General features: G+C 44.4%; 11 protein-coding genes. 4 read left to right on the top strand and 7 right to left on the bottom strand.

What is annotated here, in order from left to right:
• Positions 1–143: 143 nt before the first annotated feature.
• A complete protein-coding gene (locus tag AC5JPY_RS00495) occupies positions 144–761 on the bottom strand; it encodes a hypothetical protein (protein ID WP_493851721.1) in 618 nt (205 codons plus the stop codon).
• Positions 762–1,073: 312 nt separating this feature from the next.
• Positions 1,074–2,858 carry a 2-isopropylmalate synthase gene (gene leuA / locus AC5JPY_RS00490; RefSeq protein ID WP_493851720.1) on the bottom strand — a complete coding sequence of 595 codons (1,785 nt, stop codon included), beginning with the start codon at positions 2,856–2,858 and terminating at the stop codon, positions 1,074–1,076.
• Between the two features lie 220 nt (positions 2,859–3,078).
• On the opposite strand from leuA, the gene AC5JPY_RS00485 reads away from it, so the two are divergent.
• The gene (locus tag AC5JPY_RS00485) at positions 3,079–3,567 is read left to right on the top strand and encodes an Lrp/AsnC family transcriptional regulator (RefSeq protein WP_493851719.1); all 489 of its coding nucleotides are present in this window, start codon (positions 3,079–3,081) and stop codon (positions 3,565–3,567) included.
• Here AC5JPY_RS00485 and AC5JPY_RS00480 read toward each other — a convergent pair.
• From AC5JPY_RS00480 to AC5JPY_RS00460, 5 genes are all read right to left on the bottom strand, one after another.
• Positions 3,548–3,742, bottom strand: a complete 195-nt coding sequence (locus AC5JPY_RS00480) for a hypothetical protein (protein WP_493851718.1) — start codon at positions 3,740–3,742, stop codon at positions 3,548–3,550. The two genes, AC5JPY_RS00485 and AC5JPY_RS00480, sit on opposite strands and share 20 nt — an antisense overlap.
• 164 nt (positions 3,743–3,906) lie before the next feature.
• Positions 3,907–5,250, bottom strand: a complete 1,344-nt coding sequence (locus AC5JPY_RS00475; RefSeq protein WP_493851717.1) for an ABC1 kinase family protein — start codon at positions 5,248–5,250, stop codon at positions 3,907–3,909.
• 84 nt (positions 5,251–5,334) lie between these two features.
• Positions 5,335–6,126: a HesA/MoeB/ThiF family protein gene (locus tag AC5JPY_RS00470; RefSeq protein ID WP_493851716.1), complete on the bottom strand. Its 792-nt coding sequence runs from the start codon at positions 6,124–6,126 to the stop codon at positions 5,335–5,337.
• 48 nt (positions 6,127–6,174) lie between these two features.
• Positions 6,175–7,047, bottom strand: coding sequence for a peptide chain release factor N(5)-glutamine methyltransferase (gene prmC, locus AC5JPY_RS00465; RefSeq protein WP_443524114.1), 873 nt, complete (start codon positions 7,045–7,047; stop codon positions 6,175–6,177).
• 44 nt (positions 7,048–7,091) lie between these two features.
• Positions 7,092–8,987: an AmpG family muropeptide MFS transporter gene (locus AC5JPY_RS00460; RefSeq protein ID WP_443524116.1), complete on the bottom strand. Its 1,896-nt coding sequence runs from the start codon at positions 8,985–8,987 to the stop codon at positions 7,092–7,094.
• A gap of 801 nt (positions 8,988–9,788) precedes the next feature.
• On the opposite strand from AC5JPY_RS00460, the gene katG reads away from it, so the two are divergent.
• From katG to AC5JPY_RS00445, 3 genes are all read left to right on the top strand, one after another.
• Positions 9,789–11,981, top strand: a complete 2,193-nt coding sequence (gene katG, locus AC5JPY_RS00455; protein ID WP_443524822.1) for a catalase/peroxidase HPI — start codon at positions 9,789–9,791, stop codon at positions 11,979–11,981.
• 429 nt (positions 11,982–12,410) lie between these two features.
• Positions 12,411–13,340: a LysR substrate-binding domain-containing protein gene (locus AC5JPY_RS00450; protein WP_319050339.1), complete on the top strand. Its 930-nt coding sequence runs from the start codon at positions 12,411–12,413 to the stop codon at positions 13,338–13,340.
• Positions 13,341–13,571: 231 nt separating this feature from the next.
• A complete protein-coding gene (locus AC5JPY_RS00445; RefSeq protein ID WP_493851715.1) occupies positions 13,572–16,103 on the top strand; it encodes a membrane-bound PQQ-dependent dehydrogenase, glucose/quinate/shikimate family in 2,532 nt (843 codons plus the stop codon).
• The last annotated feature ends 34 nt before the right edge of the window (positions 16,104–16,137 follow it).

Here is a 16,137-nt window from a genome sequence, read left to right as displayed (position 1 = left end):
CCGCTTATTAGTAATCTGTAAACCAGACTTATTAGAAACTTAATACGAAAAAGCCGCTATATCGATAGCGGCTTTTTTCTGTCGTTTTAGAACAGGACGATTAGAATTCTATGTGATAGATAATTTACTATTAATACCACCTACTATGGCAAAACTCTATTGAAATTCATAAAGCATTCTTTTCCATCAGGGTCAGCGCACCACTGCATCTGATTGCCATCATGATTGATAAAGGCAATCAACGCTTCATCAGTCTGGTCTATCTGATTGCCCGAGCAGTCTACCTCGTTATTATCATAGACGGTCTTGATCGCGATAATAGGCAGCCCCTCTTCGCGATGAGTGATTAAGTAACGACCATAGGTCCACTCCTTGCCACTAGACGCTCGCATCTCGTTATCAGCACCAAAATTGTACAACTCGCGGCACTGCGCAGACTTATTTGCTGAACTAATAAGGTTCTTGTTAGTAGTGGGCGGAATCTTTAAAACTCGCTCTTCGTTTTGGGTCAGTATACCGCCATCTATCCTAGCCATCACTTTAGGCTCTACGCTGCTGGGTTTTTGCTCACTCACAGCCGGTTGCTTAGCCCTCGCCTCTTTAGTCATAGTGATAGGACTATCCAAATCAATCTCCCATTGTCCTGCAATAGCAGGGCTGATATGAGTAGTGATTGTTGGCTCAGTAACCGCTTCACCGTTTGCAGGTAATGAAGCTAGAATAGATGCCAATGTGAACGAAGCAAATGTGGTAGGTTCCATGGTTAACCTTTTATTTATAATGTTTTAATATATACATTAGCGTAAGTCGTAGACACCAAAAACACAAGTAACATTATGCTATTAGTCGCAGCATCATATATAAAAAGTATTCAAAAATATCTGCATAACCGTAGGCTATATCCATAAGAAGATAGAACATTGACCAACGCTCAGTCTTCTTTTTACCCAAAAAATAACGCCATAACTTTGCTTGTTAGACACAAGGAGCTATGGCGCTATATATTTATGAAGTTAAGATCAGCGCAGGTCACCGGACTACTCAGTGATTGCTGTTTAGTACACTTTTTAGTATTAGGCTACCTCTGTACTCAATGCTTGAGCAAAAGCTGACAGCGCCCCTTTGAGCATCGCTGATACCGTGCTACTACATGTACCGATACCAGAGTATACTTCACCATCTACATTTAGCTGAATATAGGCAGCAGCATTGGCATTAGTCTTGTTGTCACTGTTGGTATCGTCATCGATGCCATTACCGCTGTTATGGTGCGGGTTAATCGCATGCTCAGCATAGTTAATGATATGCAAAGACTTACCCGTATGCTGTGCAAGACCATCAATAAACGATGATAATGGGCCGTTACCAGTACCATCAATATCAATAGTGTCACTATTCATCTGTACCTGACCACTAAAATACACCTCGCCGCCTTTGTTATTGACACTATAGTCTAATAGCTCAAATTTACCTTGCTGTAAGTAAGTATCTTCAAAGGTCTGTAGGATTTCATCGTTTTGTAATTCTCGGGCCACCGCTTCAGCCTGCTTTTGTACCACGCGACTAAAGTCAATCTGCATCCAGCGCGGTAAATTAAAGCCATAATTGCGCTGTAGAATATAAGCAACGCCACCTTTTCCTGACTGACTATTGATACGCACCACATCTTGGTAGCTACGACCAATATGTGCAGGATCGATTGGCAAGTAAGCCACATCCCAAACGTTATCCGTCTCGTTTTGATGATTTTCATTATAATCGAGAGACTTTTTGATGGCATCTTGGTGTGAGCCACTAAATGCCGTAAAGACCAACTCGCCTACATAAGGATGACGTGGATGCAACGGTAAATTATTGCACTCACTCACGACTTGTACGATTTCACTCATATTACTAAAGTCAAGATCAGGATCGATACCTTGGCTAAACAAGTTCATAGCCATGACCATGATGTCCATATTACCGGTACGCTCGCCATTGCCAAGCAGAGTACCCTCGATACGATCAGCGCCTGCAAGTACACCCAATTCAGCTGCCGCTACTGCACATCCGCGATCGTTGTGCGTATGCAAACTAATAATGACATGCTCACGCTGGGCAAGATGACGACAGAAGTACTCGACTTGGTCAGCAAAGACATTGGGCATAGATGCCTCAACAGTCGCTGGTAGGTTAAAAATAACTTCTTGACCGTTCTGCGGCTGCCACACATCACAAACTGCGTCGCAGACTTCTACAGCATACTCAGTCTCTGTCTGGCTAAAACTCTCAGGAGAGTATTGAAATACCCAATCCGTCTCAGGATACTTTGCCGCATACTCTTGTAGTAGCTTGGCACCGGCAATAGCAATCTCTTTGATTTCAGCTTTGTCTTTGCCATAGACTTTTTCGCGTTGTACACGACTGGTTGAGTTATAAACATGAACGACTGCGCGTTTTGCGCCTTTCAATGATTCAAAGGTACGGGCAATCAAATGCTCTCGCGCTTGTACCAATACTTGCAGTGTCACATCATCAGGTACGTGGTTTTCTTCAATGAGCTTACGAGCAAAGTCAAACTCAACCTGTGCCGCTGATGGAAAACCAATCTCAATTTCTTTAAAACCAACATCGACTAGCGTCTTAAAAAAACGCATTTTTTGTTCAATAGTCATCGGGTCAATCAATGCTTGGTTACCATCACGCAGATCTACGCTTGCCCATATCGGTGACTTTTCGATTGTTTTGCTCGGCCACGTCCGATCTGGCAACGAGGGTGCAAATGCAAATGGACGGTATTTACGAAAGTCAAAAGCAGCACTTTTTGGTGTGATCTTTACAGTCCCTGAGACTGCAGTGCGAGTGGCTTGGTCAGACATAATCAATCCTTAGACGGTATCGTTATTTGTATATTTAGTGGGCGATTAGCTGCTGGTTAGATCAATACTAATCATACAAGATAGCTAGTGTTTATATCACAATAATAGCAAAGTTTGATGCTCAGAAACCTGCTTTTTTTCACTCTATTTATTGTTATTTTAGTGGATAATACTATAGTAGGCTCTATAATGGAGTTAATTCACTATTGAGACAATAAAAATGCAAGACAACCAGATCGAGAATACAGTAGTAGCAGATATAGACGAGATCGATAGGCAACTACTGCGCTTATTACAGACACAGGCGCGCATGAGTGTGACTGAACTTGCTGAGCGCGTTAATCTATCTGCCACGCCCTGCGCGCGGCGAATCAAACGCTTAGAAGATGCAAATGTTATCACAGGGTATCAAACCAAGACCGATGCACAAAAACTCGGTTATCCACTTGCTGTGTTTATCGCTATTAGTATGGATCGTCATACAGCCGAGCGTTTCGAGCAGTTTGAGCGCAAAGTTCAAAGTTTTGAGGAAGTGATTAGCTGTAGTATTGTCACAGGACGCACAGAGGACTATCTGATTAAGGTAAGAGTACGCGATATGGCACATTACGAAGAGTTTTTGTTACATCGACTCAATCGTATCGAAGGCGTTGCCCAAGTACATACCAGCTTTGAGTTGCGAGAAGTGTTTAGTCGGAGCGTGGTTTAGAGAATCTAAGCCACTGATCCAAGCCACTGCTAGTGTAGGACGACGGAGTGTTAGCATTATTATCCTGCCCTGCCAGCAAGGCTGTGACCAATAAGCCAAAAAACTGCCCTAGTGCATAGAACAGCGTCACCAATGCAATCACTAAGTCAGAGTGGGCAGCAGTGACATTTGACACAATGTGAGTATCATCGCTACCCTACCAACAAAGATTAATTACAAAAATCTCAACCTTACAATAGCGGCATTACCATGTAGCCTAAATGTCCCATCAAACCAGATATTCAGGCACTCATCAATAGCAAAAACGACAAACCTATGATTCACTAATCGAATCAACATTTACGAGACGTTTAGCGTTGGCATTTCTGTCTCATCTTGTCCTAGCATCTGTACACGTTGATCACTGAACATATCCATATCAGGGGCTAACGTACGCATAAACCGATCAAAATACAGCATCTGCTTGGTCAACAGCGCAAAATCACGCGGGAAATGAATACCGTGACGCTTACCCACTTCGACGATCTCAAGCATCATTTGATTCAGCTCATCTGCTTGTTCTTTGCTGTTGAAAGGCACGCCACTGGTAAACGCCTTATCTTCTGCCATGATGGTTGTCATCATGCGCTGTAAGTCATTGCCCAATGCAGCCACATCGACTTTGTTGTCGCCATGCGTCATTTCCATATCAATCATATGACGGGCCATCGCTTGATAGTCATTGTCTTGCATCGCTTGCATCATACCCATGCACGCGCGCCAGCTCTCAGCTTTTAGTTTACCAACGATACCAAAATCTAAAAAGCCAATACGGCCGTCGGTCAATAGCATCAAATTACCAGCATGTAAGTCAGCATGGAAACTGTTGCACAGCATGAGACTGGCAAACCATGTGTTTAGAGTATCTGCCATCACTTGCGCAGGATCGCTACAGTACTGACGCATGAGTGACTCATCGACCATCGAGACGCCATATAGTCGGCTCATTGTGAGTACACGCTTAGTCGTCAACGCTTCGTATACTTGCGGCGCCACTACGCGCGTATTACCTGACACCGTTAGGAACTGCTGAAAATCACGGATATTTTGTGCTTCAGCGATAAAGTCAGTTTCGGCAAGCATACGCAGACGAATCTCATCAATGATCGGTGCGATGCTGGCAAATTTCATCGACGGCATTACAATTTCGAGCAGTTTAGTCACCCCGTGCAAGACACCCAAATCGGTCTGCATGATGGTCTCGACGCCAGGTTTTTGCACTTTTAGCACCACTTCATCACCGTTATGCAACCGTGCTGCATGCACTTGGGCAATAGAAGCTGATGCGAGGGGCTCTGAGTCAATATGTGCAAACGTATCATCAAGGGTCATACCCTCAGTCGCTAGTTCTTCTTTTAACACTTGCTCAATATAAGCATAAGACAATGGCGTGGTCTGATCCAGACAGCTCTGGAATGCCTTGACATACTCTCGTGGAAACAGCGACGGTGTACTGGCAATAAACTGACCAATCTTAATATAAGTAGTGCCGAGTTGCTCAAAGGTTTCTTTGAGGAGCATCGCGTCAGGTTTTTCCCCTTTTGCTACTCTCAGCGCAGACAGACCTGCCACACTCGCTGTCTGGCGAACACGGTTGACGACATTAAAGGTATGTTTTAATAAATGCGGACGATGAATTTTCATAAAAAACAACTATGGTAATAAGAAGGATGTTTGAAAATAGATAATATGATAAAAGTATTTATAAAGGGTTACAGCACTAGCATATTAATTAACACTGCTACAGACAGGGCATTGGGGGTCTTTTCTATAACCCATCAGCCGCTGCTGCATTTGACTACCATCCCATATGAGCAGCTTGTTTGTCAGTGGATTTTTGGTTAATCCCAAATACTGTAAGGCGGCATTGGCTTGCAGATTACCCATGACGGCTGTAGTACTGGCGAGCACACCCGAATTGGCACAGGTACGTTCATCAGCGGCATCATCGCGCACAACTGAGCCAAACACGCAGTGGTAGCAGCCTGTATCGAGCTGAGGCTCAAACAACGCCAACTGTCCTTGCATTGCAATTGCTGAAGCTGATAACAGCGGGATTTGATAGCGGACGCTGATACGGTTGATACTATCACGCGTCGCAAAATTATCAGTACAGTCTAAAAGTAAATCAGGCTTGTTTGTTGCCATACCTAGCAGCTCATAAGCATTGTTTTCATCTAAACGTGCGACTGTCCCGTGAGCTTGTGTCAGAGGATTGATACGCGCTAACATGGCAGCTGCACTCAGTGCTTTAGATTTGCCAATATCTTCTGGCAAAAACAACGTTTGTCGTTGTAGGTTACTCGCCTCAATCTCATCATCGTCAATCAGATGAACATAGCCTACCCCTGCACGTACTAGTGTCTCAGACGCTGGGCATCCAAGACCGCCTGCCCCTATCATAACCACGCGTGCTGATTTTAATCGCAGCTGAGCATCCATATCCCAACCGTCTAATAAAACGTGTCGAGCATAACGGAGCAGCTCATCATCGGATAGCGGTACCACCTCTTCTACCATATTTATCTACAACCTATAATCAAAGAAATCTACTACCAAAAAACTTGTCTATTGAACTTGCCCTAACGTGACACGGTCATTACCACCATAATCTTGTACCGTATGCACCGACTCAAAATCATTATCCAAAAACAACTGTCGAACAGCAGCACCTTGATCATAGCCATGTTCGATAGCCAATAACCCATCTGTACATAGGTATATCGGTGCCTGCTGGATAATATGCTCAATATCCGCCAAGCCATGATTGGGCGCACTCAGTGCGCTTATCGGCTCTGCCTTTAACGCAGCCAAATGCTCATCTGTCTCATCGATATATGGTGGATTAGAGACAATCACATCAAACTGCTGTTCAGCACCAGTAGCGAGTGTCTGATACCAACTGCTTTGGACGAACTCAATATCAGCAACGTCATTGCTCACAGCATTATGCTGAGCAACCTTCAGCGCGTCGAGCGATAAATCGACCGCAACAACTTGCCAGTTAGCGTGCTTAAGTTCATGAGCAAGACTGATAGCAATACAACCTGAACCCGTCCCCAAATCTAGCAAACGCTTATTATTAATACATGTCGGCTGAGCATTGATCCACTGTAGTACCTGCTCGACCAATACCTCGGTATCCGGTCTAGGAATCAGAGTATGCTCATTGACATTAAAATTAAGTGACCAAAATTCTTGCTGCCCAGTCAAGTACGCAAGCGGTATGCCTTGCTGCATCTTATTCACACCATCACTGAACTGTGCAAGCTCGCTGTCACTCAATTGGTAATCTTCATCCGTCATCAACGCTATCGCGGGCTTATCAGTGACATGTAACAACCAGTCAGTTAGCCAAAACGACGGCAGCCGGTTGCTCGTATTATCATTCGTCAGTTGTCCAATGTGTTGCTTAATTTGACCGATGGTTGATGCTGACATAAGTCACTCTTAAAAATAATAGAAAGATCAGTAAAGAGCCTAAACTACTCTGATGCGCGCGGTGGCTCTTTGGTATCAGTCAGGTTTGGGTTTGCCTTGGCTAATTTATCACCGCTGCCATCATCGTCGCCATAAATGTCATCGTTATCACCAATGACAATATGTTTATCAACGAAATAAATCAGTGCCAAGATAGGAATACCAATCGCAAAGGTAAAAATAAAGAAGAACGGATAGCCCATATTATCGACGATAGCACCAGAATAACCACCCATGACCTTAGGTATAAGCGTCATCAGTGAAGAAAAAATAGCATACTGTACGGCAGTAAAGCGAATAGAAGTCAGTGCCGACAAGAAGGCAATAAATACAGCACTTGCCAGTCCTGCAGCTAAGTTATCAAAAATGACCGCCAAATACATGAATGGTAAGCTGCCTGGATTATACGTCAATAGTACAAATAACAAATTGGTCGCACAGGCTAAAATAGCACCAATCATCATAGCGTGCATAATACGGAAGCGCTGGGCTAAAATCCCGCCCAAAAACCCACCTCCAATCGCCATAATCACACCGACAAGCTTCACGGCATTCGCAATGTCCGTCTTACTAAAGCCCATGTCTTGATAAAAGACGTTTGAGATCACGCCGGCTACGATATCAGATATACGATACAGACCAATCAACGCCAGCAGCAACAGGGCTTTTTTGCCATAACGACGGAAGAAGTCTAAAACAGGCTCAATCCATGTGGCCATCGCCACTTCTTTTTTGACTAATCCTACTTGTACCAATGCGTAGCCTGCTACCATCGCCGCCCCTAAACTCACCAGTAAATGGAAAGTTTCTACAAAGAAACTAGAAAACGCGCCTTCAAATTCTGGTAGGACTTGTCCCATCACTATGTAAGCAGCAATAAAGGCAATCACTGAAAACACAAACAACGCCACCAGTCTGACGTAATCCTCACGAGTCTCAGCGACCAGTGGGGCTTTGTTGATGATTTTGGGTTGGTTGACGATGAAGTACAGTAGTAATAATGGGGCACAAGCAACCAAAGCCAAAAAGTAAAACTTGATAGCCGGCATTATCATTAACGGTATCAACGCCACTGTGCTATCAAATACTGTATTGATTAAGATATTAATTAAGTAAATAAAACCGAATAGCAGCCCTGGTATCAGCAGTAACGCAGAATAAATAAGAAATACTTTCAAATTGCCTTTTTGCTTGTTGTTTTGTAAAACGTCAGCCGTCGGCTCATAACTGGCAAATGTCGTCAAGACCCCTAAAGTCATGACCCCTGCCATGATATAATAGGTATTGCGCCATGCCTCGTAACTGTAAAAAGTCTCATTTGAGCCAAAATAGTCCGCCAAATACAACGCGCCTGCCCCAGCAACGATCATACCAATACGGTAACCTGACACATAAATAGAAGACAAAATAGACTGCATAGACGGCGGTGCAAGCTCGATACGGTAGGCGTCAATCACAATATCTTGCGTCGCAGAAGAGAAGCCAAGCAACACGGCCGCACCTGCCATATAGACCAAAACATCTTCACTGACAGGGTTTACCCTTGCCATTAGAACGATGGCCAGCACAATGAGCAGCTGTGATACCACCATCCAACTGCGGCGGCGCCCGAGCCATTTTGTCAAAAATGGTACAGGTAGCGCATCGATTAATGGTGCCCAAATAAACTTAAATGAATATCCTAATGCCGCCCAACTAAACATGGTAACGACGCTACGATCAATTCCTGCCTCTCTGAGCCATAATGATAAGCTTGAGAAAATAAGCAGAATAGGGATACCCGCTGAAAAACCCAAAAACAACATGATAATCACACGAGGGTCTAGATAGGCTTTTGTCGCCTCGCCCCATGATTTTTTAGCAATTGATTGATTGGGCGGCACAGATTTGACAGCAGACATAATAACTCACCAACAATTGAGACAAGGAACACAACTGCACACAATTCTTATCACTCTTCAAAATCAGTTACTCAATAAAGTAGCGATAAAAAAGAATCGATAGAAACTGCTCGACGTTGTACCAATATAAAGTTGTACCAATATAGATATGACAACAAAATCCAGTTATGGTACTTGAGAACCTTCACCTTGACTAGATGTTTTTGCACTAACTCACTGACTATACTGCTTGTACGATAGCTTATGTTTCGTAGTAGTCACGCAGATTATAACAATATTTCTCTAAGGTTAAATTATCCCTTATTTTTCTTGCTACATTCTCTCTTAAGCCATACCTGACAACGTCATGATATATAGGTAATATAAAGGTAGCTATAAAATTGAAATAGATCTAATTGATTGAGCGTAATCTGCTGGTTTATTCTCAACTAGCGATAACGAGTACAGGCGTTAATGACGATTTAGATAAACAAAACATCAAGCTTTTTACGATTAATAATTTAAAACTTATAATTCTTATATATTAGTTTTATAAATACACAGTGCTTCGCTATGCTCTATGTATAAACAATGATTATTTCGATTAACTGTTTGTTCTTTCTATTATCATAGCCCAGGAGTTTTACCATGTCCGATTCGACCAATACCCCAACTAACAAAGACGCTACGCAGGATACTGCTGGTTGCCCTGTGGATCACAACAACGCACCAACCAATACCACTTATGATCAAGGAGATGACAAGGGACCAACGATTCATAGTGAAAACGTTGACAAAACACACGCGCCTCAGCGTCCTAGCATGGGCGGCTGTCCTGTCATACACCAAGCTCACACCACTACTGCTTCTGCTGCAACCGATTGGTGGCCAAACAGCTTGAATTTAGACATATTGCATCAGCAAGACAAAAAGACCGATCCTATGGGAGCGGATTTTGACTATAACGAAGCATTTAAGCAACTTGATCTAGAAGCGGTAAAAACAGATCTAAAGAACCTAATGACTGAGTCACAAGAATGGTGGCCAGCAGACTGGGGACACTATGGCGGTTTGATGATTCGCATGGCATGGCACTCAGCCGGTACGTATCGCGGTGCTGATGGTCGCGGTGGCTCTAACACGGGTAACCAGCGTTTTGCGCCATTGAACAGCTGGCCAGATAACGTCAACCTAGACAAAGCGCGCCGTTTATTATGGCCTATTAAGAAAAAATACGGCAACAAACTATCTTGGGCTGACTTGATGATTTTGGCAGGTAACATGGCTTATGAGTCTATGGGTTTCAAAACCATAGGTTTTGCTGGTGGTCGCGCTGATACTTGGCATCCAGAAAAAGACATCTATTGGGGTTCTGAGCGTGAATGGTTAGCAGATACAGAGAACCGTTACGACAATGATGAAGACCGTACCTCGCTCGAAAACCCACTAGCAGCAGTACAAATGGGCTTGATCTATGTTAACCCTGAAGGTGTGGACGGCAACCCTGACCCACTAAAAACAGCTCAAGATATGCGTACTACCTTCGCTCGTATGTCAATGAATGATGAAGAGACTGTGGCATTAACAGCTGGTGGTCACACCGTGGGTAAATGTCATGGTAATGGTGATGCAACAACCCTAGAGGATGAGCCAGAAGCCGCTGATGTGAAAGAGCAAGGTCTAGGCTGGCGCAACCCTAAAGGTAACGGCAATGCAGGTAACACGGTCTCAAGTGGTATTGAGGGCGCCTGGACGACCAATCCTACTCAGTGGGATCACGGCTACTTTGAGCTATTATTAAACCAAAACTGGGCATTGACCAAAAGTCCAGCAGGTGCATGGCAGTGGGAACCAACCGACATCAAAGAAGAAGATCGTCCATTAGATGCTCATGATCCAAGTGTACGCCGCAATCCAATCATGACTGATGCCGATATGGCGTTGATTAAAGATCCTATCTATCGTGAGATCTCTGAGAAATTCCACAACAACCCAGAGTATTTTGATGAAGTATTTGCCAAAGCATGGTTCAAGCTGACTCACCGTGATTTGGGACCTAAAGCTCGCTATTTAGGTGCCGATGTACCAAGCGAAGATTTTATCTGGCAAGATCCTATCCCAGCAGGCAATGCAGAGTTAACTGCTGATGATATTGCAACGCTAAAATCGCAGGTATTAGATAGTGAGTTGAACCGCCGTGAATTTATCATTACCGCATGGGATAGCGCACGTACATTCCGTGCCTCAGACTATCGTGGCGGTGCCAACGGTGCACGTATCCGTTTGGCCCCTCAAAAAGACTGGGCGGGTAATGAGCCAGAGCAGCTACAACGTGTACTTGAAACATTAACACGCATTCAAGCTGACTTTGACAAAGACATCAGTTTGGCCGATCTAATTGTGTTGGCTGGTAACGCGGCTATCGAGCAAGCAGCAAAAGAGGCAAGTGTAGACATAACCGTTCCATTTACACCGGGTCGCGGTGATGCCGATGCATCAATGACTGATGCTGAATCTTTTGCTGATTTAGAGCCATTACATGATGGATATCGTAACTGGGTCAAAGAAGATTATGCCGTTTCTCCTGAGGAGATGCTACTTGATCGCTCTCAGTTGATGGGATTGACAGCGCCTGAGATGGTTGTATTGATTGGTGGTATGCGAGTCCTTGATACCAACTATGGTCACAGCCAACATGGTGTCTTTACGGAACGTGCTGGTGTTCTCACCAATGACTTCTTTGTTAACTTGACAGACATGAACTACACTTGGCATCCTGTAAAATCGGACGACAAAGCAAGTGATACTGTTGATAACTATGAAGTGCGTGAGCGCAGCACTGGAAAAATCAAATGGCAAGCACGCCGTGTCGATCTAGTATTTGGCTCAAACTCTATCTTACGTGCTTATGCTGAACTATACGCACAAGACGATAATGTAGAGAAGTTTGTTCGTGACTTTGTGAGCGCTTGGAACAAAGTGATGAATGCAGATCGCTATGATGTTGCTAAGTAAGCGTTATTTATTGGATTAACGAAAATCAAGCAAGTCTATAAATCATGAACAGCTACCTTCTAGAAGGTAGCTGTTTTTTGTGCTGAAAATTTACCCGTTTGAAGTCTATTTTTTAGAAAGCCGTAATTTTTCGTGCTTTATAGACCGCTTATCCTTCATAAGACATTTGTCTTTTATGAGTGACTACCATCTTATAAGCCATTCACGTTTTACTAAAATAAATCATCATAACCCTTGTTGAGAACTATGTCACCACATTAACTACCCCTATATTCATTATTATCATAAATTGATAGCTATTTATTATATACAAGAATAATAGGTTTGTTTTACACTAGCCTATTGCGGTATATTCGTATGTTTTTACTTTCATATACAGACCTTTCAAACATAGACAAGGTCTATATAGTTATACAATAGGATTAGGTTATGGCAATCGACGTAGTGGTCAACCAGCGACATTTGCAGATTCAGCTCAAACAGTTGGAAACAGTATGGCATACGGTGATCAATGGCTATAACTTAAGTCAAGCAGCGACGGTACTACACACGAGCCAGTCGAGCTTATCTAAGCATATCGCAGCCCTCGAAAACCAACTAAAGACCGAAGTATTCATTCGTCAAGGCAAGCGCTTGACAGGTTTGACCACTATGGGTACAGCACTCATGCCTCATATCGAGTCTATCTTTGCTGAAATCCGTACCATTGAAAATTTGAGTCTAGATTTTAACAATCCCAATATAGGCACGCTAACGATTGCCACCACTCACACACAAGCACGCTATGTGTTGCCGCAAGTGGTCAAAGAGTTCAAAGATCGCTTTCCCAAAGTAAATCTCATCTTGCAACAGGCAGATCCTGAGACCATCGCGCAGATGGTGATTCGTGGTCAGGCGGATATTGGTATCGCAACCGAGTCGTTGCTGCAAAACAATTACCTCAGATGCTACCGTTACTATGATTGGACGCACCGCGTTATCGTACCGAGCGATCATGAGCTTGCTAGTCAAGAATCTATCGACTTGCCTACCCTTGCCAGCTATCCCATTGTTACCTATCATGGCGGCTTTACTGGACGCGGCGCCATTGATAAAACCTTTGAAGAAGCAGGTTTAGAGCCGGATATCGTACTAGCGGCGCTGGATGCTGATGTGATCAGTACCTATGTTGGACTGGGTTTGGGGATTGGCATCATCGCAGAAATGGCGTTTGAACCCAGCCATTATCAGAACCTAACTGCCATACCAGTAGACCATTTTGGTCGCTTTACCAGTTGGATGGCAGTAAGAGATGATGCCGAAATCCGCCAATACGGCCGTGCCTTTATGGAACTGTGTCAGAAACAATTCAACAACTAAAACAACCCTACCAAACCGTTACTGCTAGCTTGCGTCACCTTTACCCAACTTATGCATAAATGATAAAATAGAGTCTAAAACGTCATCCAACGTTTTATTTTTTATTTATGCATGTATTGCTGGACACCTAGACATTTAATGACCTAAATATTTGAAGATTTAGGATTTGATGACTACTGGGTGTCGATCACTGCATGTCCATTTGCTCTTATGTAACAGGTGATACCGCTCATGGAAAAACTCGTAGCGATCATTATGGCAGTTTTTGCCGCCCCTTTGCTTATCGGCGGCGCTTATCTGCTCTCTCTAGGCGGTAGTCCTTACTATCTTTTCGCTGGCGTTATCATGTTAACGACAGCTTTTTTATTGTTCAAAAAACATTGGAGTGCTTACGGACTCTACGCCCTCTTTATCGTGGCAACCATGGTGTGGGCACTATGGGAATCTGGATTTTATTGGTGGGCGCTAGCACCTCGCGTTGGTTTCCCACTGATATTTGGTTTGCTCATGCTATTACCATGGGTAGCTAATAAGATGCGTGGACATAAGGCTCAAGTAGCCGCGAGCACATCATCAACCACAGACTCTGTTAAGAAAAGTCCCCTATATTATTGGGGTCTGCTCGCTAGTGTCGTTGTGGGCGCACTGCTCTCTTTTGGGAGCTTGGCAAATAACGCTACTGACAAACTAGGCGAGCTTGATTTGTCTGCGACCGATAAAAGCAACCAAGATGACAGTACAGATGAAACGTCAGCCAATCTTGGTGATCCACTATCCAATGGTCAACAAACGCCAGATGGCGAGTGGAGCGCGTATGGTCGTACAGACTACGGACAGCGCTACTCTCCTCTGACACAGATCAACACTGATAATGTCAAAGATTTAGAACTGGCTTGGCAGATCCAGACAGGTGATGTCAAAGGTCCTAACGATGTCGGTGAGACCACCTATCAGGTAACCCCGCTCAAAATCGGCAATGCACTATATCTATGTACACCTCACAACTGGGTTATGGCATTAGATGCAGACTCTGGCGAGACACTATGGAAGTTTGACCCTCAAGTAGAAGAGAATTTACAGCGTCAGCACCAAACATGCCGCGGCGTCTCTTACTATGCGGGACAAGCTGGCACTGATAATACGCCTGTGATTGCTAATGATGTCGCTGCGACTAATGAAGCGGATACTCGCGATACGATGGTTCAAAAAATTGCTGGCAATACATTTGACAATGCCTCTAAGCAATGTGATGCCAAAATATTTATCCCGACGTCAGATGCCAAGCTATATGCACTTGATCCAAATACTGGACAGCGCTGCCAAGACTTTGGTGATGATGGTGCATTAGATTTGATGCATAACATGCCATTTACTCAGGCAGGATACTACTACTCTACCTCGCCGCCAGTAGTAGCAGGCGACGTTATTATTGTAGCTGGCGCTGTCAATGACAACTATGATGTCAACTCGCCTTCTGGTGTGATACGTGCTTATGATGTCAATACTGGTGAGCTCATGTGGAACTGGGATTCAGGTGATCCCGAAAACACCGCACCTTTTGATGTTAATGATCCAACCCAAACTTACAAAACCAGCTCACCAAACTCATGGGCGATTGCTAGTGCTGATGAAGAGCTTGGGTTGGCATATTTCCCAATGGGCAACCGTACTCCCGATCAGCTGGGTAGCTACCGTAATGCTGCTGAAGAAAAGTATGCAACGTCTGTGGTGGCGCTAGATATCGAAACGGGTGAAGCGCGCTGGGTTCAGCAGTTTGTGCATCATGACCTTTGGGACATGGATACCCCTGCTCAGCCTACGTTGCTTGACTTAGATACTGCTGACGGCGTTCAGCCTGCGTTGGTCGTACCGACCAAACAAGGCGACGTCTACGTCTTGAACCGTGCAACAGGCGAGCCTATTGTACCGATCAAAGAACGTGAAGCGCCGCAGGGATATCTGGTAGCAGGCGAGCACGCCGCACCGACTCAGCCATACTCTGGTTTGAGCTTTGAGCCTGAAATGATGACTGAAAAAGACATGTGGGGCGCTAGTCTCATTGATCAAATGATGTGCCGTATCGAGTTCAATCAGCTCAACTATGATGGTCGCTATACACCGCCATCAACCAATGGTAGCTTGGTCTATCCTGGTAACTTTGGTACCTTTAACTGGGGCGGCATCGCGGTCGATCCTGAAAATGGCGTGATGTTTGGTATGCCGACGTATTTAGCATTTACCTCAAAACTCATTCCTAGAGAAACGCTAGGCGATGCGGAGACCAATAAAGGTGAGCAAGGGGTCAATGCCAACGAAGGCGCAGACTATGCAGTCGAGCTAGGTCCTTTCTTATCGCCACTAGGCGTCCCTTGCCAGCAGCCACCATGGGGTACGATAGCAGGTGCTGATCTAGCGACTGGCGAGATTGCCTATCAGCGCAAAAACGGTACGGTACAAGACCTGTCTCCTATCCCAATTAAACTGGAACTAGGGGTTCCTGGTATTGGCGGACCTATGATCACCAAAGGCGGCGTTGCGTTCTTATCAGCGGCGACCGAAAACAACTTTCGCGCTTATGACCTAAAGAATGGTGATGTGCTGTGGAATGTTCGTATTCCGGCGGGTGGTCAGGCCACACCAATGTCTTACCTAAACTCTAAAGGTGAGCAGATGGTACTACTGGTTGCTGGTGGACATGGTTCAGTAGGTACAACCATTGGTGACTACGTCATGGCTTATAAACTTGGTGACCAGTCTAAATAGCTGACAGACTGAACAGTTACTCAGCTATATGACG

This window comes from Psychrobacter sp. H27, from assembly GCF_059072655.1.
This window is presented reverse-complemented; position numbering and strand designations above follow the sequence as displayed.

Bases quoted from the DNA above. Each gene is read 5' to 3' on its own strand.
- AC5JPY_RS00495 (WP_493851721.1), bottom strand. From the start codon at position 761: ATGGAACCTACCACATTTGCTTCGTTCACATTGGCATCTATTCTAGCT.
- AC5JPY_RS00450 (WP_319050339.1), top strand. From the start codon at position 12,411: ATGGCAATCGACGTAGTGGTCAACCAGCGACATTTGCAGATTCAGCTC.
- katG (WP_443524822.1), top strand. From the start codon at position 9,789: ATGGGCGGCTGTCCTGTCATACACCAAGCTCACACCACTACTGCTTCT.
- AC5JPY_RS00470 (WP_493851716.1), bottom strand. From the start codon at position 6,126: ATGGTAGAAGAGGTGGTACCGCTATCCGATGATGAGCTGCTCCGTTAT.
- leuA (WP_493851720.1), bottom strand. From the start codon at position 2,858: ATGTCTGACCAAGCCACTCGCACTGCAGTCTCAGGGACTGTAAAGATC.
- AC5JPY_RS00485 (WP_493851719.1), top strand. From the start codon at position 3,079: ATGCAAGACAACCAGATCGAGAATACAGTAGTAGCAGATATAGACGAG.
- AC5JPY_RS00460 (WP_443524116.1), bottom strand. From the start codon at position 8,987: ATGTCTGCTGTCAAATCTGTGCCGCCCAATCAATCAATTGCTAAAAAA.
- prmC (WP_443524114.1), bottom strand. From the start codon at position 7,047: ATGTCAGCATCAACCATCGGTCAAATTAAGCAACACATTGGACAACTG.
- AC5JPY_RS00475 (WP_493851717.1), bottom strand. From the start codon at position 5,250: ATGAAAATTCATCGTCCGCATTTATTAAAACATACCTTTAATGTCGTC.
- AC5JPY_RS00445 (WP_493851715.1), top strand. From the start codon at position 13,572: ATGGAAAAACTCGTAGCGATCATTATGGCAGTTTTTGCCGCCCCTTTG.